The sequence below is a fragment of the Thalassotalea coralli genome (assembly GCF_055786205.1).
This window is the reverse complement of record NZ_JBVVBK010000006.1, coordinates 97,837-122,187: the sequence shown is the minus strand read 5'-3', so window position 1 is coordinate 122,187 and position 24,351 is coordinate 97,837. Positions and strand designations below refer to the sequence as shown.

The following is a 24,351-nucleotide window of genomic DNA, read 5'->3' as shown; positions in this document are numbered from 1 at the left end:
ATGAGGGGGTTAACTGAAGTTAATAAGTACGGCAATCATAATGAAGAATGCAGCAACAAACATCATTAATAGCATGAATTTACTTATAAATTTCGCCCAAACTAGCCAATCGATCCGAGCAACACCCAAGCAACCGATTAACGATGCAGAAGTTGGGATGATGATGTTAGTTAAGCCATCTCCCAACTGAAATGCCAACACTGCAATTTGTCTACTTACCCCTACTAAATCTGCTAATGGTGCCATTAACGGCATAGTCAATGCCGCTTGCCCTGACCCCGAGGCTATAAAAAAGTTAAACACTGATTGAAAGACAAACATAAGCTGAGCTGACAACACAGTGGGAAGATCACCAATAACATTGCTAGCGCCAAACAAAATCGTATTTAGCACTGATGGTTGTTCAGCTTGATCGCCACCTAAAATGATCACGATACCTTTTGCCATGCCGACAATCATGGCTGCAGGAAGTAGCTCTTTAGCGCCATGCTTAAAAGCGTCAGCTGCTTGATTGACCGTCAAGCGTTTGAAAAAAACAGCGATTACGCCAATGAAAACGCCCATAGTGAAAAACTGACTAGCGATTTCGGGAATATAATACCCTCTGGCAATTACCCCCCAGATAACCCAAACAATCGCCGCGAAAAAGCTAAGTAAAATAGCGATATCTGCCTTGTCGAAGGTGTTATTGATTGCGGTGGTTAAGCTATTTCTATCAACCTTTTCAACATGATAGTTTGGCGATTTTTGCGGTTGCTCTTTGATCATGGAGGCATAACGCATAGTGAAAATCACACCAATTAAGGTGAAAATACACCACATACCAATACGAAACTCCATACCTGACATCAGGGGGACATCTGCAATGCCTTGAGCAATAGCAACACTAAAAGGATTCATCCAAGAAGCGGCGAAACCAATTTGCGTGGCGACATATGTGACTAATACAGTCGTTATACCGTCATAACCTATTGCGAGCATTAATGGTAAGAGAACGATACAAAAAGCAATTGCCTCTTCACCCATGCCAAATATCGCACCACCGAGAGAGAATAGTGTGAATAAAATAGGGATGAAGAGGGCTTCGAGTTTTTGTGTTTTTGCGATAAGCGCTAAAACACCGTTGTCCACAGCGCCAGTTTTCATGACAATGCCAAAAGCACCACCGGTTAGGATGATGAACATCATAACCCCGATGGCTGAGCCCCACTTATCGCCTGATACCATGCCTTCAAAAGCAAAGTTTAAGAAGCCTATATTGCCGCCTTCTGCGAAAATGGGCACGCCTTGGTAGTTTTCGACTTGTTGATAACTATCAGAGACTAATACTGTCTTTCCTGTTTGGTCATCCACTTTCGTTTCAAATTTACCGGCCGGGATAATATGTGTTGCAATGGCAGCAACTAAAACAACGAAAAAGAGAATAATAAAAGCATCGGGCATAGATTTTGCCGAGCTATTTTGATTCAAATTCGACATGTTACTTACTCTATTAATGAGAATTTGTTGAAATGCTAATCTTGAGTGTAAGCATTTCAACAAAAAGTGGCTAAGGCAAATGCAAAATAGCGTCAGCCTTAGTTTTTAGTTCTTACTTAAAGAAGTAAGTAAACGACACTTTGTAATTAGCACCAAGTGCATTGTGGTTAATTGAGTCAAACCCGCGCGATGAGCCGTAAGCCACAGGTGGTTCTTCGTCTAACAAGTTATTAATGGTGAGATTAATATTCATGTTGTCAAAATCGTAACCTAAATTGGCTCTAATCGTTGTCCAAGAATCAACGTCTCTTAACTCGTTTTCATCTAATACGCCAAGATCATTCATTTCATTAACAAAGTGATCGTCGAGTCCTTCAACATCATCTTGATAGCTATCGGTATAGTTTGCCGTTAAGCTTGCGTAAAAATTATCTTGAGACCAGGCAACACGCAGACTAGCAATGTTTTCTGGGTAACGCCAAGTACCAGCGAGCTCTTCAATTTCATCAGAGCCAGGCTTATTACGATTAAATTCTTGATAGTGAGTGGCATCAAGAGCGATATCTAAATTACCTGCTGAAAATTCAAAGCGATGGTCAAAGGCTAAATCAAATCCTTTGATAGTTTGCTCACCAGTATTTTGCAATTGAATAATATGGTCACGATAAAGCGGTAGTTCTTGGTATCTAGGATTATCAAAAGCAATCCAAGCATCAAGTATCTCGGTTAAGTTTGCGCCAGACTCTTCAACAGTTAAACCGTTATTGTCAGTAACTAAACACAAATCTTCTAGATAAGAGATACCTGTAGAGCCTTCAGGCACTAAACCACAATGGCGAAGCGTGTTATCGGTAATCGCGGCATCAAGTACAGCTGTCATATCGGTATCGACAAGGTCTTGATGGTCAAATTGCCAATAGTCTAGTGTTAATGTGGTATTTCTAGTTGGACTAAAAGCAAAACCAACACTTACAGATTCAGATTCTTCAGCTAACAAGTCCTTGTTGCCTAGCTCAAGTACTTTAGGGTTGCGCTCAATACCTTGACCTTCACAGTATAAATCTGCAACTGCTTGATTTGCTCCGCAGTCATATCTAGCGGTTGTTGTTCTTAACTTGACACCAGCTTGTGTCAAAGAAGGTGCTCGAAAAGAGGTTGACCAAGAACCTCGAACAATCAGGCTATCCATTGGGCGATAACTAAAACCTATTTTTGGATTAAATGTATCGCCAAAGTCGTCGTAGTTGTCGTAACGACCTGCCACTTGAAATTCAAGTTGCTCGGAAACTGGAATATAAAGCTCGGCGAAGGCACCAAACTGGGTTCTATCGGCTTCAGATAAACTTGAGCCAAAGCCAAAAACATCCACTAAATAGTCATTTTCAGCTCTAGCTCGAGAATTCAGTGACGGTGTATCTGTAATCTCTTCTTTTCGAACCTCTATACCAAAAGCTGCGCTAATCGTGTTGTCAGCAAACTCCATTAGTTCACCCGAAATTCTTGCATCCCAACCGTACACGGTACTAACACCGTCGCGGGTTGGCATTTCTTTACTCTTGGCTAACAAAGCTTCGTTGTTATGGTCGTTTTGTAAAAAAGGGTTGTAGGTGCCAACTAAATTGCCTTGTGCACAGCTAAGTTCACTACCATCAAAGTTTGCAACTGAACCATCACTACAAAGTTCACCAGTGAGTAATGCGTGGTATTTGTAGCGATTATAAATTCCAGCAATTGCAGTTTGTTCTGATTCTGAACGAGAGAGGGTGATAGCTGTTTCCCAATCCCAGTCATTAAATTCACCACTAAGCCCAGACACTAATCTAAAAGCATTGGTTTCAACTTCAACAGTACGCGGATCATTAAAGCGTGCATCGAATCTAAATCCTTCATCAATAATACGACCACTTTGTGTTTCAAAGTCTTCAATCCACATATCATAAAGAAGTGCATCGCGGGTATCGTCATCGAATACATTGAGAGCTTCAACGGGGACAAACGGGCCCTCATCATCGTTGACTTGATCGATAGGTGATGGTGAAGAAACAGCTACCGACGTGGTGCGGCTATAGAAAAAATCAGTATTCCAGTTAACATCGCCAATATCACGATTGAACATAAAGCCTGCTGATGTGCTGTCTAAGCGGCTAATAAGTTCATCATCTTCATTAGGGTAGTAAGCACAAATTTCCTCACCATACTTTGTGGTAACTAGATCAGTTTTACAGTTCGGTGCGCCGATTTCATCGTAGCCAGAGTATGAAGATTTGTAATAAATATTTGGGGTGCCCTTTGGCAGATAAGAGTAACCGCTAACTAGAATAGGCTCTTTGGTAAAATCCCTGTCTTGGGCAGTAAAACGATTTCTATCGTAATGGTCGGCAAATAAGGTAAGTTGCCCCCCCAGCGCTTCGGTTCCCCAAACAAGGTTTATGTTGTATTTACCTTCGTCAGACTCTTCAAAACTGTTTCCATAAGAAAGGTTGAGCTCTGCACCTTGATAATCAGTTTTTAAAATATAGTTGATAACACCTGCTACGGCATCAGCACCGTAAATAGCGGATGCGCCGGATGCTAAAACTTCGATGCGCTCAATGGCAGCAAGCGGAATACTGTTAATATCAACAAAGTTTTGGGTACCCGCTGCAAATGAGCTAGCGGCGATTCGTCTGCCGTTGATTAGAGTCAATGTTGAACTTGGACCTAAGCCTCTAAGTGATGCTGCTGCCTGACCGGCAGGTGTTGATGTTGAAGTGGCACCACTTTCTGATGTGGTAAAGGAACCTGTTCCACCTCGTGTTTGATTTACCTGACTCATTAACTCTGAAATGGTTGACGCTCCAGAGTTTTTAATATCTTCTGCTGACAGTACAACCATAGGTTGCATTCCTTCCAGATCTACCCCTTTGATCTGACTACCTGTTACTGTGATTTTTTCAATTGCGCGCTCAGTTGTTTGCTCTTGTTGAGCCGCTACAGATGTTGTTAAACACAAGCCAGCAAGCGCAAGTGTGATCGAGTTTTTCTTGAATAGTGCCATGTTATCTACCCTTCTAGATATTATTTCAGGCGCACGAATTATAATTATGGTGTGCGCTCAGAATTCAAAATGTATTTTTAAGGATGGAAAGCGTTGACGTGCAAAGCCTCCGAAACGAAATCGTTTCAGGGTTTATTCGTCAAACCACTCCGAAAGGTAGTAGTTTTGATAAGAATATGTTGATAGAGCGAAAGCTTTCTTGTACATATAAAAAGTATCTTATCTCAAACTAAGGGTTGTCGAAGACATTGCCCTTGGGGTTGATAGAGTGCTTGTTGGCGCAAGCAGTTTTTTTGTTCTCTTTTTAAAGAAATACTCTGGTTGAAATTGGTTGTCAACACCCAATTGTTGGTAATTTCACCATAACCTTGTTTTCAAAAGGAAAAAAAATGCTGTTAAAATTCTCAATTGCGCTGCTAACTTTATCGATATCACTAACAAGTGCAGCAAAAGAAAAAAATGATCAAAGTAAGTTATTTTTAGTTGGGGGAGGACTAAAAACTTGCTCATCTATGTCTCAAAAAAACTGTAAAACGAGTCAACGGTTTAGCGAAAACGATAAATCAAAAGCACTTTATCAGTTATCTCAAAAAAATATCGAACTGCTTTTTCAACATTGGCCTCAAAGTCATCTTTCAAAACAGCGAAAGGCACTAGAGAAGTTGCTACATCGAATGCATAAAAGTGAAAATGCGCCTCAGACCAAGTCTCAACTTAGAGCGTTGTGGAAGAAATCTGGCGGAACTTCTTTGGTAAACCAACTAGCAGATAAAGAGTTTTATTTGATGCTTGATGCCTTAGAAGTTGCACAAATGTCATCCCAAGGGAAAAGAGTCACTGAACGAGTTTCTCTAGAACAAACAAAAAATCCATTTTCAAAAGAAATCTTTAACAAATTTAGTGAGTTGGCGGGTAGCAAGGCAATAGTAAAGGGCAAAAATAAAGCAAGTATTTTGGTGGTGACGGCGTCTGCAAGAGATCCCTATGAAGCTCTAGATTTTTATCTCAATGTATTTGCCGAAACGGGCGCTGACGTAACTTGGTTGCCTGTTGATGCTGCACTTAGTGCTTTGTGGCAGCTAGAAGGTCATTCTCAGCAAGCCTGTGAGAAGCTTGGAGCTTATCAATCAACTGTTTTATCTACCATTAAGCGCTCTGCAGTTTACCCAGATTATTTTCATGCTCAGCAAACACTTTGTCAGCAACCTGAGCAGTTTGTCCGACTTATTGAACAAGCAGATGGCTTGTTTATTAACGGTGGCGATCAATCGCTAACACGACAAGCATTTAAACAATTTGATGGTAGTGATAACACGCTATTAACTGCTATACGAAAGCAAGTTGAACGCAATGACTTAATAGTAGGTGGCACCAGCGCTGGTACTGCGGTTATGTCAGGCGGTAGCTTTCAAGACAAGTCGATTGCGATGATCACAAATGGTCGCAGTGAAGCAGCGCTAGTGCGAGGTGCGAAAAAAGATGTATTACCTAATGCTGGTTGCCATAAAACAAACCAGTGCGGACAAGATGTACTTAACGATGATTTAACTTACCAAAGTGCTGGTGGTTTAGGGCTGTTTTCTTGGGGGATTATGGATACCCATTTTTCAGAACGCGGCAGACAAGGGCGCTTAGTAAAGCTAACCCTAGATACTAAAATTAACTATGCATTTGGTGTCGACGAGGCGACTGCGCTGCAAGTTAGTTGGCAAGGTAATAGCTTACCTGAGATGAGAGTTGTTGGTCAGTCAGGGGTGTTTGTTGTAGATAATCACAATCACGTGCGTCAAAAGGAAGATAAGCAAGCTGTTACGCATTTTTTGACACGAGGCGATCATATGAAACTCACCGAAAATGGCCTTTCTATCAGTTTTGCTGCTTGGAAGCATAAGATTGAAGCTGGGACGTCTAAAGTAAAGCCAATGTCAGACATCTTTGTCGGTAGTAACTATGTTGAAGCGGTAAAAGCACTCTGCCTATCAAAGCAAACGAATGCTAAGTTTATGTACCAATGGCAAGGGGATGAACGTGAAATTACTGTTGTTAAAAAAGATAATTGGAGCGCAACTTATGGCGCAGTAAGTAATGGTGAGACAGCTAAAGATTATTGTAGTTATACAAACTTACTCTTCAGCTTTTAGTCAGTTCTCACGGGTTTGAGTATTCATTATCATTTTGACAAATAGGGCCTGTGAGTCAGGTTGTTAAACCGGACTTATTGGTTGAAAAGTGGGAGTGCTAATGTCAGTCATGGTGATATTATTCTTAGCAATAGCGATTACTTTAACTAGGTTATTATTTTGAAAATACGTTCTTTTTTATTAGCAACTTTGCTTGCAATATCGAGTGCATTTGTCCATGCAGAAGTGTCCTCCACTAAGTTCACTATAGGTAAGCAGGCGTTTGTCATTGAAAGTGAAGCGAGCAGCTTTCAAGCTTCGATATCTGGCATTAAAAATGTCGATGGTGTTATTTCAGTTACGGTGCATCAAAAGGCTAAAGGTGGTGCACCTAATACGCCGCCTAAGTTTTCAGTGAAATGGCAGACACCATCACACGATATTGCTGGTGTTTGGAATCCTATTTTCAATAATGACCATGTTATTCCTGCAGATTGGAGCAGTAAAAAGTTAGATTCGATGCTTACCCGAAATGCGCCAGTTTATACGCTTTTCGGCCATGATGATGTTAATCGTTATACGGTTGCCGTGAGCGATGCGGTAAATTTGGTGAATTTGTCAGCACGGGTGCGAGAAGAAGATTCGATGATTTATCATCAACTGGAGTTTCTTTCTGAAAAGCACAAGGCGGTCAAAGAGTATTCGGTGCAAATTCGAATTGATACACGCCAAGTGCCTTTTTATACCTCTTTGTCGGATGTCGCCGCTTGGTGGGCAGAAATGGCAGAGTATGCACCAACGCATGTGCCTGAAGTTGCTACTGAACCCATGTATTCAACTTGGTATAGCTACCATCAGAGTATCAAGCATGAAGAGCTTGTTGCTGAAGCAAAAATCGCTGCTTCTTTGGGTTATAAAGCCATTATCGTCGATGATGGCTGGCAAACGAATGACAGTAATCGTGGTTATGCCTATACAGGCGACTGGAAGCCGGAGCGTTTAACCAATATTGAGCAATTCGTTAAAGATATTCATGCTCTAGGTATGAAGGCACTACTCTGGTATTCGATTCCATTTGTTGGAGAAAAAGCAGAGGTTGCTGAGCGCTTTCAAGGCAAGTATTTAAGTCATAGTAAAGGGCTTGAAACTTACGTATTAGATCCGCGTTACCCAGAGGTACGCCAATACCTTATAGAGCATTATGTCCAGGCGATTGATGTATGGAAGTGGGATGGTTTAAAACTTGATTTTATCGATCAGTTTAGAACCAATAAAGATACCGTCTTATCAGTTTCTAACGGCAGAGATTATGCATCTGTGTATGAAGCGGTTGATCGCTTGATGACTGATTTGATTGTAACGTTAAAGCAGATTAACCCTGAGGTAATGATCGAATTTCGTCAGCGCTATATTGGCCCTGCTATGCGTAAATACGGCAATATGTTCCGTGCTACCGATATTCCAAATGGCGCTAAAACCAATAGACGTCGCATTGTAGATTTACGACTACTAAGTGGTGACACTGCCATCCACTCAGATATGTTGATGTGGCATTATGATGAGCCTGTTGAGATCGCAGCCCTTCAATTACTTAATGTCTTTCACTCAGTACCACAAATGTCTGTGCGTTTAGCTGACTTGCCTAAGTCTCACCTAAACATGGTGACTTACTACACGCAATACTGGAAAGACAATAAAGATGTTCTACTAAACGGTACTTTTGAGCCGAGCGGTATTTTCGAAAATTATCCGCTCATTGATAGCAGGAAAGGTAATAAGCAAATAGTCGCTGTATATGATGATTTATATGTCGAAATTGGCGCAGGAGAGTTAACCAAAGCTGACATTATTAACGCGAAGAAATCTGAATCTGTGATTGTAAAGTTTGCGCCGTCTTGGAAAAAAATTAACGTGACGATAACTGATAGTCAGGGCAGACAAATAAGCTCGAAAACAGTTTCTTTATCTAGCGCTCTTTTTGAAATTAATGTGCCTGTCTCAGGTGTCATTTCACTGACTAAAATCTAATAATATTAATCAAGCCTATTACATAAAAGCGCCAAACTATGCGAGCAGTGAGGTGCTTTTTAATACACATTTATACCAATCTACTGTAATTGGTATTTATTTATTCAAAAATTTTTCAATATTCGTTTGTTATATAAAAGTAAATAAATTGTTAATGATAAGTTGGTTGTGTAGTTTGGTTTTTGTAGGTCATGCCTACAAAGGTGCGGCAGGTTGTTGCACCCAATCAATAATATTTCAAAGGAAAAAGGATAATAAAAATGAAATTGAAAAAGGCACTTTTAGCATTATCAGTAGCTGCTTTACCATTAACTTTCGCTAGTGCAAATGGCGGGAGTAACGGTTCACCAGGTTATGTGCCATGTAACGGAAATCCACAGGGTTGTTATAATGAAGAAGAGTATCAACAATGGGTAGCTTGGGCACGAGAAAATGAACGACTAAATGAAGTATGTCGTCGCTCGTATAATTCTGCGTACAACCCTAATACAGGTCTTTGCTATAACGGTGCGCGTCCTTAACTGGACTTATTAGAGATATTTAAAAGCTGCTTACTAAGTGAGTAGCTTTTTACTTAATTTATACCGCTTATTTCACTATAAAATTGCTTATCAGCTAACCTTAACGTATCCTTGCCGCCTTTTTGAAGCAGCCAGATGCGAGAAACGATGAGCTTTGCCGACTTAAATTTATGCCCTCAAATATTATCTGCCCTTGAAAATAAGGGGTATAGCAAGCCGTCGCCTATTCAAGAAAAAGCAATTCCTGCGGTATTAACGGGTAAAGATGTTATGGCTGCCGCACAAACAGGAACAGGGAAAACCGCCGGTTTTGTGCTACCTATCTTGCAGCAGCTCGCAACAAACAAAAAGCGTATTGGCGCAAACAAGTGCTTTACGCTAATCCTTACGCCAACACGAGAGCTTGCCGCGCAAATAGAAACGAACATTCAAGCCTATAGCCAAGAGTTAAACTTAAATCATGCTGTTGTCTTTGGTGGGGTAAAAATTAACCCTCAAATGATGAAGCTACGTGGTGGTGTTGATATCCTTGTGGCAACGCCAGGTCGTTTGTTGGACTTATATCAACAAAATGCGATTAAATTTAATGCGCTAGAAACCTTAGTACTTGATGAAGCGGATCGCATGTTAGACATGGGCTTTATTCGCGATATCAAAAAGATCATTGCGTTACTTCCTCAGAAACGTCAAAACTTATTGTTTTCAGCAACGTTCTCGCCTGATATTCGAGAGCTTGCTAAAACCATTACCAATAATCCTATTGAGATTTCGGTCACGCCAGAAAACACGACAGCAGCGACTGTTAAACATTGGTTAGTGGCAACGGACAAAAAGAAGAAAGCAGCGCTATTAAACCACCTTATAAACGAAGAAAACTGGCAGCAAGTGTTAGTATTTTGTCGTACAAAACATGGTGCTAATAGACTAACCCGTTACTTAGAGGCGGAAGGACATACTGCGGCTGCTATTCATGGCAATAAGAGTCAAGGGGCTAGAACAAAAGCGCTCGCTCAGTTTAAAGATAAAACCATTAAAGTCTTAGTGGCGACAGATATTGCTGCTCGTGGCATAGACATTAGCCAACTTCCGCAAGTGGTGAACTTCGACTTGCCCAATGTGCAAGAAGATTATGTTCACCGTATCGGCAGAACAGGGCGTGCAGGCGCTGACGGACAAGCTATTTCACTTGTTTGTGCAGACGAACATAAGCAACTTGAAGATATCGAGTACATCATTCAACAGCATATTCCTCGCAAGGAAATTCAAGGGTTTGCCGCTAACAACCCATTGCCTGACTCTAGGTCAATTAAGCCGTTAAAGGCCAAGAAACCGAAAAAGCCTAAGAAGCCAAAGAAAATAGATTTAAACGCGAACCCGAAAAAAGCTGAACATAAAGACGGGCAGAGATCGGGAAGTAAAAATCATGTGGCGTCAAAAAGGCCGCAAAAAAAGCGACCTAGTAATAATCAATCTAAAGCAAATGGAAATAGGCGCCCGTCATCGTCTAACTCTAAACCTAATTCAAAGCCTAGTGCAAAACGTAATCCTAGGCCTAAATCGAGATAGCTAAAGCCACTATTCGGCGCTAGAGTGCTGATTTAACTTGCTACGCTGGGCTTGTTGCTGTTGCCATGCCCAAATGGGTGGTTTAATGAGTAAATTAAATCGATAACCCCAGCTTGGTGCATGGTAGAGTTCTTTACATAACTTGATATAGCCACTAAAAAACACTTTTAGTGGGTTCACGCTATTAATTCTTGGGTAAACGCCGTAGGTGACTTTCTCTTCTTCCTTGGCAAACGTGCCAAACATGCGGTCCCAAATAATAAATATACCCGCGTAGTTTTTATCTAGGTACTGCTTGTTGGTCGCATGGTGCACCCTATGGTGCGAAGGTGTATTGAATATCGCTTCTATTGGACGCGGCAACTTTTTTACGGTTTCCGTATGAAGTAACGTTTGATAGACCTGTACGATAACTTCACTTAAGAAAATGACGAAGGGGTTAAAACCTATTAACGCTAACGGTAAGTGAAAAAATAGCGGAAACAACCAATCTAATGGGCCGTGTCGGTAGGCAACAGAAATATTAAAGTGTGGCGAACTGTGATGCACAGTATGTGTCGCCCATGCAAAGCCATTTTTGTGTAAAAACCTGTGCTCCCAATAGTAAGCCAAGTCAGCTAATACGATACAGCAAAGAATTGTCCAAGGTGTTAGGGCAAAATCAAATAGTCGGAAATTTTCATAGACGTAAAAGAAAATACCCGCGTAAGCAACAGCAACTAAGGCAACGATGGTAATAAAAGCACCCAAGGTGAGAAAGTTGGTCACACTATCGCCTAATAAGTTTTTGGTGAATTGTTTTTTTAGTGCGTAGCAGATCATCTCAACGACAAACAGGGCCAGCGCAAGTAGCATAAACCAATCATCGATAAAAACTTCTATCCACCAAATATCGTCTGTGGTCATCGGCATAGAAAGTAAATCCATAGTAAACCTCTTAATACTGCTATAGGTGGAGATTATTGCTGGTAGGCAATAAACACTTGTGAAGACATGACATCGCCGCTTTTGGATAATTGATGAACTTCAACTAGGGCATGAATGTTGCGACGAAAATCGATGTTCTCCCACATCGCATAAAGCTCTTTGTCGCTATACTTTCTTGGCTTTAATAAGGTTTGATATTCACCTTTCGGTAACGCCACTTTACCAGCAGGAATGTCGAACATATCGGCTGGATAGCCAACTGTTATATTTGCGGTGCCGTAGTCTGACGAAAAATCTCGATAATAAACATAGACTCTTTCTGGGTAATTTTTCAGTTGTTTATGCAGTGATTCTTTTTTCTCAAAAGCCAGCCATAAATCATCTAACTTATTCAATGAAACTCGTTTGCTAATGCCAATAATAGCCTTGTCTTTAAAAGGCAAGGCGCTAGGCTTATTCGCTATTGCCCCGTTTTTGCTTTCAAGAGTAGCAACAGGTGAAGCGCCTGACTCAACATTCAGCTTACCAGAGTATGAATCAATGTTTGCATAACTTGGTTGAAACAAAGCTATTGCAGAAAACAACGCAACAACAAAACAGCTAGTGATAACAGCATTAGTCAAACTCATATTTATACCTATTTATCAATTGTCGTCTAAATTATAGTCGATAAAGATACGCAAGAAATAGTAAATTGTCAATGTGAAAATTTATGTGGTGCAGTAATGATATTAAATCGTTGTTGTAGCGGGTTGAATGAATTTAGGAAAGCGTACTGATTAACAACTTAGTACTGAGTTTTAACTGATGTATTTGATCAACAAGTTTTAAAGGTAGTAAAGACTCTGCCATTAGGTAGTTTGCGTAAACACCTACAGAAACTAGTTCGATTTTTTCACTTGGCTGATCGGGAAATTGCGCAGATAATGCTTCACTGATGTGGTGAATAAACTCCGCCATTATTTGCTCTTGATCTTCTTTGATTGGTGCTAAACGTTTGGCTTCTGAAAAGATAGCTTCGCCAATAATAGTCGCTTCTATTCTGTCTTGTGAGCTTACAGTAAACAGAGAGTCTATAAGGGTTTCCGCTTTGTCTTTACTGGGAAGCCAAGCTAATATTTGTTGCCATTGTTCACTATATTTGATGCGCCAGCGAGCACTGAGGGCACAGATAATATCATCTCTATTGCCTATATAGTGTCTTAATATAGTGCGTTTAACGCCGGCGGATTCTGCAATATTTTCTAATGACGTGGTTTGAATTCCTTGGGAGAGAATACATGCTTCTAAGGCATCTAATATTTCTTCTCTACGTTGATTGGCCATACTGGGTCGAGCCATGAACACACTCCATTATTTAGTTTTTCACAATATAACAAAGTGTTTTTAAATTGTCATGTTGACAATTTATCTAGAATTGATCTAACTTATAAATTGTCAGCATGAAAATCTATTTCGTTTTTAGCAAAAAATTGCGTTAGCCACATGTTTGGAAGATAGAAAACGAGATCGATTGCTAAATACATTTGTAGGGGGATGTATGAAAAAAATAAAACAGGTAGCTATGTTAGCGATTGTTGCTGCGGTTACTTTGGGCTGCGGAGGTTCGAATAATAATACTGAACAAACGATACCACCTTCAGGAGGTGATGGCGGCACTGGTGGTGGAGGAAATGGTAATGGCCAGATAACACCACCAGAGGCAAAAGCTGATTATATTGGTTTTGAATCGGCACCGGTTCGCCCGATTGCTATGTCTGATAGTGGCGAGCATGTCTATGTCACCAACACGTCTAATAATAGTTTGGAAATTTTTAGAGTTGCTGAGTCGGGAGAATTAACGTGGCAAGAAAGAGTGAGTGTTGGTTTAGAGCCTGTGTCAGTTGGTGTTTATCAAGAAAAAGCTTGGGTAGTAAACCATCTGTCAGACTCTATTTCTATTGTCGACTTGGCTCAATCTCCCGCGAGAGTTGTGCGAACCTTGTTAGTAGGTGATGAACCTCGAGATATAGTCTTTGCAAATAAAAAAGCTTTTATCTCCACTGCACATCGTGGTCAACAAAGACTAAATCCAAGCTTATCTGGTGTTAAAGGGGCAGGGGATGCACAGTTGCATACACCTGGCATCGGTCGCGGTGATATTTGGATTTTCGATACAGAAAACTTAGGTACAAACCTTGGCGGTAAACCTGTAGAGATAGCTTCCATGTTTGGTGATACTTTGCGAGGTCTTGCTGTTTCTCCTGATGGAAGTACCGTCTATGGCGCTGTTTTAAATTCAGGTAACCAAACTGCAGCGGTACATGAAGCGGTTATTTGTTACGGTTTTGAAGACGATGAATATGGCGCTTATCCATGTAAGGTACTTGATGAAATAACCTCGCCAAATGGGTTAGCTGATGGCTATTTACCTGGAGGTAGAACCGCTCCAGGTGTTAATGCTGAGGGTGAATATCAGCCGTGGACGAGTATGATAGTAAAGTATGATCGTGAGTCAGGTCAGTGGCTTGATACCAAGGGTCGTAACTTTTCTAATGGCATTCGCTTTAACTTACCTGATCACGACGTATTTGCTATCGATGCTAATACTCATAAAGTTAAAGCTAACTACGATCACGTAGGTACAACCTTATTTAATGTTGCTGTTAGTCCGGTAACAGGTGAACTTTTCGTTACCAATACTGATGCAAATAATGCAACGCGCTTTGAAGGAAGTGGCGAGTTTACTGGGTCAACGGTACAGGGAAACATTGCAAAGAGTCAGATAACGGTCATTAACCCGCAAACTAATCAAGTAAGCCCAAGACACTTAAACAGACATATCAATTATCAGAACTTAAAAGGAAATGGTGGCGTTAAGCAACATACCTTGTCTACGCCATTGCAGGCGGAAATTTCCAACGATGGTAAATGGTTGTACACGGTAGCAATCGGTTCAAATAAAATCGGTGTGTTAGCAACAGATCAACTCTCTGACAACAAGTTTTGGGACAGTGAAGGAGATGAATTCAATCCTCTGTCAGCGAGCCAACAATACATCAATGTTGAAGGTGGACCTTCTGGTTTGTTGTTAAACGAAAGTAAGCAATTACTTTATGCTTTTACCCGTTTTGATAACAGTATCGTAAGTATTAATTTAACCAACCACGCCGAGTTACAACGCGTTTCGATGCCAACACCAGAGCCAGACGATTTTATCGCGGGTCGCTTTATGCTTTACGATGCCAATCGCTCCTCTTCAAACGGTGAGTCTTCATGTGCTAGCTGTCATGTGTTTGGTGATACCGACCATTTAAGTTGGAATTTAGGAAACCCTGATGCAAGTAATGGCGCTAACCCACAACCTTTCCCAACTCAAAATTTATCTGAATTAGGGTGTTTGTTAGTCGGCCCTAATGAATCGAGTTGCCAGTTACTAGAAATCATTAATGGTAATGGCGATGAAAGAGCCTTTGCTTCAATGAAAGGTCCGATGGCAACCCAGACAATGCGAGGTATGCAAAACCATGGGCATATGCATTGGCGTGGAGATCGTTCTATCGGTTATTTCGGCGATGATATAGAGCAAACTTTAAATGAGCGAACCTCTTTTAAGAACTTTATTGTCGCTTTTGAAGGCTTGCTTGGCTTAGATATTGAACTTCCACAAACCAGCGATTCATCTGCTAAAAGCGATGAAGTTGTCGCTTTAGAGCGAGACATTGATAAGTTTGCTGACTTTATGTTGAAAGTGGCTTTACCGCCAAATCCAATTAGAGGCTTAGATAACTCACTATCTGCTTCAGCACAAATTGGCGAAGACTTTTTTCATGGCGACAGGCGTTCAGATGGTGCGGCACAAGATACTAGCCTAAATGGCGATAGTGCCGACGGAGTTAATTGTCAGGGTTGCCACGGTGTTGATCACGCGCAAGGCTTTTACGGAACCCGCGGCGAAATCGCACATGGCGGTGAAATTCAAATCCTAAAAGTGCCACAACTAAGAAACTTATATACACGTGTTGGCATGTTTGGCTTACCAGATCGCGAAGGTTTCTTGCCATCACATACTCGTGAACATCAAGGCGACCAAATTCGGGGGTTTGGTTTTTTACACGATGGTGCAAGCGACCAGTTACTAAACTTCTTAAAAGGTGGCGTTTTCGATAATGGTGAAGCTGGTTGCCCAGAAGGAGCGGATGAAAGATACGGTTGCCATTTTAATGCGGGTGAAATTGGCATACCTAACGATGAGACTCGTCAAGGTCTAGTGGATTATATGATGGAATTTGATAACGACTTAGCACCTATTGTAGGGCAACAAATAACGGTAAATGTTGACACTAAAGCAGTGGCTATTGAGCGCGTGAACTTAATGGTATCGCGCAGTAATACGCCATTTGTATCTAAACTTTTAGGTGGGGAGGTCACTGAATGTGAATTAATCGCTCTAGGAGTGGTGGACAACAAAACGCGTGGCTACTTATTACTACCGGAAGAAAACAAGTTCCGCCCTGATAGTGCTAGTGAAGAATTACTAAGCTTAGATAGCTTACTCGCTAAGGCTTATCAGCCAGGGAATAGTTTAACCTTTACTTGTACTGTGCCTGGTAAGGGCTGGCAGTCAGCACTAGATAGTGACCTAAACGGTACGTTAAATGCCGATGAGATTTAACCAGAGGAGATACGAATATGTGGATGAATTTACCTTGGAGCTATTGGCTAGGCTTCGCCCTAATTTTATGGTTGTTATTCGATTTGATTCGAGGAACCGCTTATATCTGGCACCCCTACAGTCGAAAAACAGAGCCCGGCATGTATTGGTTAACTATGCTGATTTGGGCATTAGTAGCAGCGTCTTGTTTTATTTATCCATATTGGACTTTTTAAGGTCTTCCACATTGAAATATGGGGTATTCCGCTATGATAAAGAATGTATTTAACGCTTCAGACTATACCTGTAGCTCAATATTTGCCGATGAAATGAGAAACATATTCTCAGATTGTTGGTATTTTGCGGGGCTGGTTGAAGATCTGAAAGATAGAAGCCGATTTCTAACGGTACAAGCTGGCAATAACAATTTGGTTGTTACTCGAAATGAAAAAGGGGAGTTAAATGCTTTTCACAACATATGCCGTCATCGCGGGATGCAAATATTTGAAGGAAATGGCGAATTGCAACGCACGGTAACTTGCCCTTATCACGATTGGACTTACAACCAGCGTGGCGAACTTAAATCATTGCCCAAGGCAAAACAAGAATTTAGCGGTTTAGATAAATCGTGTTTGTCGCTAAAAAAGGCGAGCGTTGGTATTTGGCGCGGAATGATTTGGGTTCACCCAGATTGTAATGCAACACCTGTGGCCTCTTATTTTGCCAAAATGGATGCTCATATCGCACCTTATGAGGTCGAGAGTTTAGTGGAGGCGAAAGACTATATTTACGAGGCGACGGTTCAGGCAAATTGGAAACTTGTCGTTGAAAACTATGTTGACCACTATCACTTAGCGCAATTGCACTCAGGCACATTGGCAATGTATCAGCACGATAAAGCTGAATTTGGTTTCGTTGATGAACATTTTCATTTCTGGGAACCACTTACTGATGCGTATGCTGCTGATCTTGCCAATAATGCGCCTTATCCTTTAATCATTGAAAATCAAGATATCAATACTCAAACATCAAACGAAGGTAAAATGCTTGGTGCTTGGGTTCCTTTGCTGTTTCCAAATACCGGTCTAGTGGAAACAGAATCAAGTTGGTCGGTGTTTCATATTATTCCGCTAGCTGTTGATAAAACTAAAGTTGTGGTTCGCTCTAAAACGAAAAACTGTGGTGCAATGCAATATCTTGCTCAGGCGTCTCGTTCTTATAGTTTTTGGCAGCAGCAAACTAAGAGTAAAAATAAAAAAGCTGAAAAAACGCACCCTTTGGGTAGCGCAGACTTTATGGCAGAAGATATATACGTGTGTGAACAACTTCAAAAGTCACTGACAAGTCCATACTTTGAATTTGGCCCTTCTGCCATTAATGGCGAGTCCGGCATTCGAGGAATTCAGCAAAGAATAAAAGCGCGAATGAGTAGCGGCTAACGGATCTAGTTATTTTTATTGGAGTTGTCATTTACGTTTTATCTTGGTTGGCTAATCTTAAAGTGATTTTTGCGTACGGTTAATCTTTTTGAACTATTACTAGCGTATAGCAGGGATATATAAATTAAAAATCTAAACGGGACACGCTAATGAAATACTCTTTACTTGCACTATTTATGCTTTCAACTTATTCGCTTGCAAATGAGCAAGCCGAGCCTATTAGTGAAACAACAAATCGAGCAAATCAACAACGCGGTGAAGCCAGAGAAGTAGTGGAGCCCTACGGGTTTCTCTATGGCTTTGGTTTAGGGCTCAGCCGAGAAATTTATCAAGGCTTTGATCGCCGTGTGATCCCTTTACCCATTCTTGGCTATCGCAGCGAAAAGCTAGAAGTCTATGGTCCTTTCGTGAGCTATGATGTATTTGAAGCAAAAGCGGTAGAGTTTTCGGTAAAGCTTGCTCCACGTTTTCAAGGAACTGATGAAGATGACAGTGATGTATTCATTGGTATGGATGAACGCAAGTTTTCAATGGATCTTGGGGTTGGCGTCAGTTATCAAAAGCAAAATTGGAAAACGACCGCATCCGCTATGTTTGATGTTTTAGGGCGTTCTGATGGCTATGAGTTGGAGTTTCAAGTGGGGAGAGTCTTTGGCTATGGTCCAGTATTCGTAGAGCCTTCAATTTCTGTCAGCTACCTCGATGACAAGCACGTAGATTATTACTATGGAGTTCGTGAATATGAAGTCACTGAAAGTCGTGGCTTTTATCAGGGGAAATCTGCGGTTAATACAGCGGTAGGTATCTCTGTGTCTACTCCCATCTTTTTTGGTGGCTTTACTCAACTAGCGATTGACTATACTTGGTATGATTCATCGATCACCGACAGCCCCATTGTTGAAGACGATACTAATTTGAGCCTTCGTTTCTTGTTTAGCAAAATGTTTTAATGAGTTGGATTTGTTGAAAAAAAAGTACAAAGCTTGGTCTTCACTTTGTACTTTTTGGCCTGGTTTTTAACGTATTTGGTGCAACGCGAGCATTTACATTGGTTGACTGCTAATTGCTAGCGGCTAAAAACTAGCAGTAGAAACAGTGTGTTGTTTTTCTGTAGGCAGAATAACGTTATCAATAACATGAATGACGCCGTTTGACGCTTTAATATCTGTTTTGATCACGTAGGCATTATCAACTTTCACTTTTCCGTTACTTGCTGAAATATCGATAGTGCCGCCTTGTACAGATTTCGCTGAATCAATATTAACGACCTGGCTAGCATAGACCTTTCCTGGAACGACATGGTAAGTCAAAATAGCGATTAGCTTGTCTTTGTTTTCTGGTTTTAGCAGGCTTTCAACGGTACCAGCTGGCAACTTGGCAAAGGCTTCGTTTGTAGGTGCAAATACAGTGAATGGACCTTTACCTTTCAAAGTATCTACTAACCCTGCTGCTTGAACCGCAGCTACTAGTGTTGAGAATTGGTTGTTTGATGCTGCAACATCAACAATATCTTTCTTTTTGTATCCACCAGCACTAACAGATATTGAAACAATCACCAACAGTGGCGTTACTACACGCATGAGCATTTTTTGAAAAACTTTCATTATTAAATCCTAATTTTACAATTCATCTATTTAATTAAATGCTCATTCAAACGACTGATGAGCAGTAAACTCGGCTTAATGTCTTTCCTAGACGAGAAACCGAATAACCGCGGTGATCAAGTTTACGAAGCCAATTTTAAAATGGATTAAAATATATTCAGTTTTTATCGGGTTTATTAGTAGGTTATTGAAAATATTGGTTATTAATTTGTATTTCTTATTTTTGATAGCTGCGATGTGATCAATACATGGTCAATATCCGTATTTATTTTTACTAATTTTTATCTGATACTCGAAACAAAAATACATGGCAACCCTCACCATATTCGTTGATTCTCACTGTCCGTTGTGCGTTAAAGAAATGCGCCACCTGATGGAAGCCGATTGGCAAGGCCAGCTTGCACTGGAAGATATTCATCAACAAGATTTTATCTATCGTTTTCCCGATATAGACCCAGAGAAAGCCAATCAAGTTTTACATGGCAAGTTAGACACAGGTGAAGTCTTGACAGGATTGGATGTGACTTACTTAGCCTGGACACTTGTTGGCAAAGGACGATGGGTTAAACCGCTAAAGTGGCGTTGGCTCAGAGCCGTGCTAGATAAAGCCTATGTACTATTTGCTAAAAATCGTTATGCCATTTCGTATTTTTTAACTGGACAAAGACGCTGTAAAGGCCAATGCGAAATTATTTTTTCTGAGAGCAAAGAGCAAGCTAATAGCCAAAAAAGTAATGTCATCGCCTTTACAAGAAAAGATCAAAACAAAAATAAGAGCGCTTAATCATGGCGAGTGAAAATTCCAATATGTTTAGTGAAGATTCAGTGAGCCTTTCCTCGAACGTAAGTGACGTGTTAATCGTTGGTGGAAACAGTGGCATTGCCAAAGCGCTGATCACTCAATTAACTCAAAGCCAAGACGTGCAGCGTATATTCGTTGTGTCTCGCACGGCTCCGACGTTTCATGAAAATCCGGTGGTAGATGGGTCAAGTGAAAAAATCATTTACGTCGCGAGTGATAGCTCTGAGCAGGCAATCGTTAAGGCGTCGCAAAAAATCCTTAACTACCGAGCCAATATCAGCAAGGTTTATATATTTACGGGAATGTTGCACAAAGAAAATATTCAGCCTGAAAAGAAAATGTCTGACTTTTCAGTAGATAGCTTTTTACAAATTGTACAGGTAAATACAATATTACCTTTGCTATGGTTAGGGCAGCTGGAACACTTGGTTCAAGGCAAGCAGCTAACGGTAACTGTCCTTAGTGCGAGAGTGGCAAGCATCGGCGATAACCATTTGGGCGGTTGGTATAGTTATAGAGGCTCGAAGGCTGCGTTAAACATGATGGTTAAAACGGCTGCAATCGAATTGAAGCGAAAGCATAAACAGTGGCAGTTTCTGCTTTTTCACCCTGGAACAACAGACACGGCTTTGTCCAAACCTTTTCAACGCAATGTTCCAGAGCACAAGCTGTTTACGCCTGAATTTACCGCTCAGTGCTTATTAACGGTGGAAAAATCATTGTCGCCAAGTGAAACAATCCACTACCTTGATTGGCAAGGTGAGCAAATACCTTGGTGAGTGTCAAAGGGTAAACTAGTTTGAAGTCTTGGCAATGTAGTCTAACTTTTTGGTAAAGCGCTCTAAAGCCGCGTTATCAGGTCCGTCTATCTGATATTTATTGTGAAAGAATATCGATAACTGTGTGGTTTTATCAGTGAGCATGACGGTGTAACCATCGAAGTCAGTTTGTGCGTAAATTCCCTCGTAAAAGTAGCCTGAGTCTGTTTTCTCACCGAGTTTGGTAATCGTATTAAAAGTGTTTAGTGCTTTGGTAACGTCTAACTGATTTTTCATGACTATAACCTTTCGATGTTAAGTAAGTAATATTCTGCTTGAGTGACAACGGCTTGTCTGGCTTCTTCATCTTGCTTATCCCAGTTTTTAAACACTAAACTTGTTCGTGGGTTTTTAGCAAGCGTTTCTCTGTGCTTAACCATGAATAACCAATACAAACTGTTAAAGGGACAAGCTCTCTCACCAACTTTTTCTTTGACGCTATAATGGCATTTACTGCAGTAATCACTCATTTTGTTAATGTAATTACCACTTGCCGCATAAGGCTTGCTTGCCAAAAGGCCACCATCTGCAAATTGACTCATTCCCCGTGTATTTGGCATTTCAACCCATTCTATAGCGTCGATGTAAATGCCTAAGTACCAGTCGTCTACTTCATCTGGGTTGATACCCGTTAGCAAGCAGAAGTTGCCTGTTACCATTAGACGCTGAATATGATGGGCATAGGCGTAATCAAGAGATTGATTGATACATTCACTCATACATTTCATTTTGGTCTGGCCTGTCCAGAAATAACCTGGTAAATCTTGCTGAGCGTTTAAACTATTAAGCTGGCTGTAATTCGGCATATTTGCCCAATAAATGCCCCTTACAAATTCTCGCCATCCTAATATTTGTCTGACAAACCCTTCTATTTGCGCCAATGATATGTGATCTTTTCCTTGCTGAAAGTATTCGAGAGCTGTAGAGACTACAAGGTGCGGAGACAGCATTTTTGTGTTCAACGCGAACGACAACCTTGAATGATACAAGCTCCACTTTGATGCCGAATTCGCCGTCATAGCGTCTTGATATTTTCCAAAGTTTGGCAACAAATAACGGCAAAAATAATGCAGTAACTCTTTAGCTTGAATTCTTGATACTGGCCAAAGTAGGGTGTCTTCCGTGTTACCTATTGTTATGACCTGATGTCGCTTCAAACGTTCGATAATATCGCCAACATCGGTTTGAAACATTAACGGCTCAGGAATGCTTCTAAGTTCAGACGGCTTTATTTTATTGCGGTTATCCTTGTCAAAATTCCATTTATCGCCGAGTGGTTTATCTTTGTTCATCAAAATCGAAAAGCGTTTACGCATCTTGCGATAAAACATTTCCATACGGCTGCCTGTGCCCGAAGAAAAGTAGGTTGCTAGCTCATGATGCTCGAGATAAAAGTGCTCTGTTGAAGCACAATGTGTGTTAATTGATAAATCGTGGCAAAAGTCTTGAAGCTGTGAGGCAAGTCGATACTCATCTGGTTGCTGATAGTGAAATGAGGTGATGCCTAATCGCGTAATAACATCATGTAAAAGATCCGTTAGGCTCCTAAATTGACAAGTATCATCAAGTGTCAAATAGACGACTTGATGACCGGCAGATTTTAGCGCTAGGGCAAAATTGCCCATCGAGGCAAAGAAAGCGGCAACTTTTTGAATGTGATGTTTGGCGTAGTCGGTTTCTTGTTTGAGTTCAGCGATGAGAAAAATAGTTTGCAGATCATTTTCTTGAAACCATGAATGTTGCGCGTTTAATTGATCACCCAAAATTAATTTTAGTGTGTTAAAACGCCTACTGGGCCATTGTGATAGGTAATCCACTGCTACTGGTTCTCGCTGATTGTCTTGAGTAAATAATCTTTTCTTCTTAACTGTTTTACGAAATATTTAGCTAAATTGATCAAGGCAGCATTGAATAAGCCAAGGCGAGATGAGTTTGACCCATTTATATATGACTTCTACAATGACTCGCTGTTAAGAGAAGAAAAACACAAAACAAAAAAGGTAGTAGTAGCAGACATGGCGTCAAAAATTCGTTGGACAATTTCTAAGAAAGTGGGTGGAACTGTATTCATCCTATTGAGTTTTATCTTAGCTTTGTTGTTGCATTCTGTGGTGTCGTTGCAGCAAATAGGCAAAGAATTGCGTGAAATTGCCGAAGTAGATGTACCTCTTTCGGAACATGCTAGCGAAATTGAAATTGCCCAGCTAGAACAACGTATTTTGTTTGACGAATTGTTAAGAAAGCAATTACTTGGCAATACTGATTTCAGCGAAGAAAAGAAAAATATGCACCAGTGGAATAAGCGTATTTATCAAGAATTTTCACTGGCACTAGAAACGCTTGATAAAGGTATTAATACCGAAGATGCAGCAACCTTTATGGAATTAAAGCAGTCACTTATTCAATTGAAATCCCACCATAAAGAAATGGAAAAACACTTTGTACTCTTGTTAGAGCAAGGATTTGAAAAAGACAAAGTAGCGCAGTTAATTGAATTAGATGAACAATTTGATCACGGTGCTATTGCTCTTCTGCATGCGATAGAAAAGGTTACTCAGCAAAAAGCCAATCTGGCGCTAGAGCATGAGCGACAATTTGAGCTCATTAATTATTCGCTAAGCATGATTGCCCTTATCATTGGTGTCGCATTGGCAGCCGTTATCGTTATCAGCATAAAATCTAGTATCGGTAAAATGTCTCGTAACATAGAGAGAGTTACCACCGCTATTCAATCTAAAGAAGGCATTCCTCTTGAAGACGTTGAACATGTCAAATCAAGTGATGAGTTAAGTGCTTTATCGGCAAATTTGTCTGACATGATTTCAACAGTTTCGTCAGATATTGAGGAACGAGAGAGCACGTCGAAAAAGTTAACAGAACAAGTGACTAAAGATCACCTAACCGGCTGTTTTAATCGTTTAAAGTGGGATATAGAAAGAGAAGCTGCAATTCAGAAAAGCTTAGCTGATGATACGCCTCTTTCGTTGATATTCTTCGATATCGATCACTTTAAGCGTGTTAATGACAACTTTGGTCACGATGTTGGTGATAGTACGCTAATCGATGTAGTTAAAATCTGTCAGCACGCCTTACGAAGAAATGACACGCTTTATCGTACTGGCGGCGAAGAGTTTTCTATTTTGCTGCCTGACACAGAATTACCGCATGCACAATTGTTAGCAGAGCGTTTAAGAGAAAAAGTTGAAGAGTTTACCTTTGATAAAGTGGAGCGAGTGACCATTAGCTTAGGGGTCACTCACTTTTTAGGTGAACATGACACCAGTGGTGACTTCTCTAAACGTGCAGATGAAGCGTTATATGCCTCGAAAAACAACGGAAGAAACCAGGTGAACATACAGTTGGCCTAGCAATTAACT

General features: G+C 40.7%; 19 protein-coding genes. 11 read left to right on the top strand and 8 right to left on the bottom strand.

What is annotated here, in order from left to right:
- Positions 1–9: 9 nt before the first annotated feature.
- Together yfcC and ACOB80_RS15490 are read right to left on the bottom strand one after the other, a co-directional pair.
- Positions 10–1,479, bottom strand: coding sequence for a putative basic amino acid antiporter YfcC (yfcC, locus tag ACOB80_RS15495; RefSeq protein WP_473166763.1), 1,470 nt, complete (start codon positions 1,477–1,479; stop codon positions 10–12).
- A gap of 112 nt (positions 1,480–1,591) precedes the next feature.
- Positions 1,592–4,516, bottom strand: a complete 2,925-nt coding sequence (locus tag ACOB80_RS15490; protein ID WP_473166762.1) for a TonB-dependent receptor domain-containing protein — start codon at positions 4,514–4,516, stop codon at positions 1,592–1,594.
- Positions 4,517–4,905: 389 nt separating this feature from the next.
- Here ACOB80_RS15490 and ACOB80_RS15485 point away from each other — a divergent pair, with 389 nt between their 5' ends.
- The 4 genes from ACOB80_RS15485 to ACOB80_RS15470 all read left to right on the top strand — a co-directional run bounded on the left by ACOB80_RS15485 (position 4,906) and on the right by ACOB80_RS15470 (position 10,751).
- Positions 4,906–6,657: a cyanophycinase gene (locus ACOB80_RS15485; RefSeq protein WP_473166761.1), complete on the top strand. Its 1,752-nt coding sequence runs from the start codon at positions 4,906–4,908 to the stop codon at positions 6,655–6,657.
- A gap of 159 nt (positions 6,658–6,816) precedes the next feature.
- Positions 6,817–8,664: a glycoside hydrolase family 36 protein gene (locus tag ACOB80_RS15480; RefSeq protein ID WP_473166760.1), complete on the top strand. Its 1,848-nt coding sequence runs from the start codon at positions 6,817–6,819 to the stop codon at positions 8,662–8,664.
- Between the two features lie 260 nt (positions 8,665–8,924).
- Entirely contained in the window at positions 8,925–9,185 is a 261-nt protein-coding gene (locus tag ACOB80_RS15475; protein ID WP_473166759.1) for a hypothetical protein, read from the top strand.
- Between the two features lie 147 nt (positions 9,186–9,332).
- Entirely contained in the window at positions 9,333–10,751 is a 1,419-nt protein-coding gene (locus ACOB80_RS15470; RefSeq protein ID WP_473166973.1) for a DEAD/DEAH box helicase, read from the top strand.
- A gap of 9 nt (positions 10,752–10,760) precedes the next feature.
- On the opposite strand, the gene ACOB80_RS15465 is transcribed toward ACOB80_RS15470, so the two are convergent.
- The 3 genes from ACOB80_RS15465 to ACOB80_RS15455 form a co-directional block, all read right to left on the bottom strand.
- Positions 10,761–11,678, bottom strand: a complete 918-nt coding sequence (locus ACOB80_RS15465; protein ID WP_473166758.1) for a sterol desaturase family protein — start codon at positions 11,676–11,678, stop codon at positions 10,761–10,763.
- Between the two features lie 32 nt (positions 11,679–11,710).
- Complete coding sequence (locus ACOB80_RS15460) at positions 11,711–12,307, bottom strand: hypothetical protein (protein ID WP_473166757.1); 597 nt, start codon at positions 12,305–12,307, stop codon at positions 11,711–11,713.
- Positions 12,308–12,440: 133 nt separating this feature from the next.
- On the bottom strand, positions 12,441–13,019 hold the full coding sequence (locus ACOB80_RS15455; RefSeq protein ID WP_473166756.1) for a TetR/AcrR family transcriptional regulator: 579 nt from the start codon (positions 13,017–13,019) through the stop codon (positions 12,441–12,443).
- A 199-nt stretch (positions 13,020–13,218) separates the two neighbouring features.
- On the opposite strand from ACOB80_RS15455, the gene ACOB80_RS15450 reads away from it, so the two are divergent.
- From ACOB80_RS15450 to ACOB80_RS15435, 4 genes are all read left to right on the top strand, one after another.
- Positions 13,219–16,332, top strand: a complete 3,114-nt coding sequence (locus tag ACOB80_RS15450; RefSeq protein ID WP_473166755.1) for a YncE family protein — start codon at positions 13,219–13,221, stop codon at positions 16,330–16,332.
- A gap of 17 nt (positions 16,333–16,349) precedes the next feature.
- Entirely contained in the window at positions 16,350–16,547 is a 198-nt protein-coding gene (locus tag ACOB80_RS15445) for a hypothetical protein (protein WP_473166754.1), read from the top strand.
- A 33-nt stretch (positions 16,548–16,580) separates the two neighbouring features.
- Positions 16,581–17,750 (top strand): aromatic ring-hydroxylating oxygenase subunit alpha, encoded by a 1,170-nt coding sequence (locus tag ACOB80_RS15440; protein ID WP_473166753.1) that lies wholly within the window; start codon positions 16,581–16,583, stop codon positions 17,748–17,750.
- A gap of 149 nt (positions 17,751–17,899) precedes the next feature.
- A complete protein-coding gene (locus ACOB80_RS15435) occupies positions 17,900–18,700 on the top strand; it encodes a MipA/OmpV family protein (protein WP_473166752.1) in 801 nt (266 codons plus the stop codon).
- Between the two features lie 123 nt (positions 18,701–18,823).
- Here ACOB80_RS15435 and ACOB80_RS15430 read toward each other — a convergent pair whose 3' ends face one another.
- Positions 18,824–19,354 (bottom strand): fasciclin domain-containing protein, encoded by a 531-nt coding sequence (locus ACOB80_RS15430; RefSeq protein WP_473166751.1) that lies wholly within the window; start codon positions 19,352–19,354, stop codon positions 18,824–18,826.
- 307 nt (positions 19,355–19,661) lie between these two features.
- Here ACOB80_RS15430 and ACOB80_RS15425 point away from each other — a divergent pair, with 307 nt between their 5' ends.
- Positions 19,662–20,138: a thiol-disulfide oxidoreductase DCC family protein gene (locus ACOB80_RS15425; protein WP_473166750.1), complete on the top strand. Its 477-nt coding sequence runs from the start codon at positions 19,662–19,664 to the stop codon at positions 20,136–20,138.
- A gap of 2 nt (positions 20,139–20,140) precedes the next feature.
- A complete protein-coding gene (locus tag ACOB80_RS15420) occupies positions 20,141–20,935 on the top strand; it encodes an SDR family NAD(P)-dependent oxidoreductase (RefSeq protein WP_473166749.1) in 795 nt (264 codons plus the stop codon).
- A 15-nt stretch (positions 20,936–20,950) separates the two neighbouring features.
- Here the strand turns inward: ACOB80_RS15420 and ACOB80_RS15415 are convergent, their stop codons facing one another.
- Positions 20,951–21,211 carry a DUF3081 family protein gene (locus tag ACOB80_RS15415; protein ID WP_473166748.1) on the bottom strand — a complete coding sequence of 87 codons (261 nt, stop codon included), beginning with the start codon at positions 21,209–21,211 and terminating at the stop codon, positions 20,951–20,953.
- Positions 21,212–21,213: 2 nt separating this feature from the next.
- The gene (locus ACOB80_RS15410) at positions 21,214–22,737 is read right to left on the bottom strand and encodes a cryptochrome/photolyase family protein (RefSeq protein WP_473166747.1); all 1,524 of its coding nucleotides are present in this window, start codon (positions 22,735–22,737) and stop codon (positions 21,214–21,216) included.
- Between the two features lie 144 nt (positions 22,738–22,881).
- Here ACOB80_RS15410 and ACOB80_RS15405 point away from each other — a divergent pair, with 144 nt between their 5' ends.
- The gene (locus tag ACOB80_RS15405) at positions 22,882–24,342 is read left to right on the top strand and encodes a GGDEF domain-containing protein (RefSeq protein ID WP_473166746.1); all 1,461 of its coding nucleotides are present in this window, start codon (positions 22,882–22,884) and stop codon (positions 24,340–24,342) included.
- Positions 24,343–24,351 lie beyond the last annotated feature (9 nt).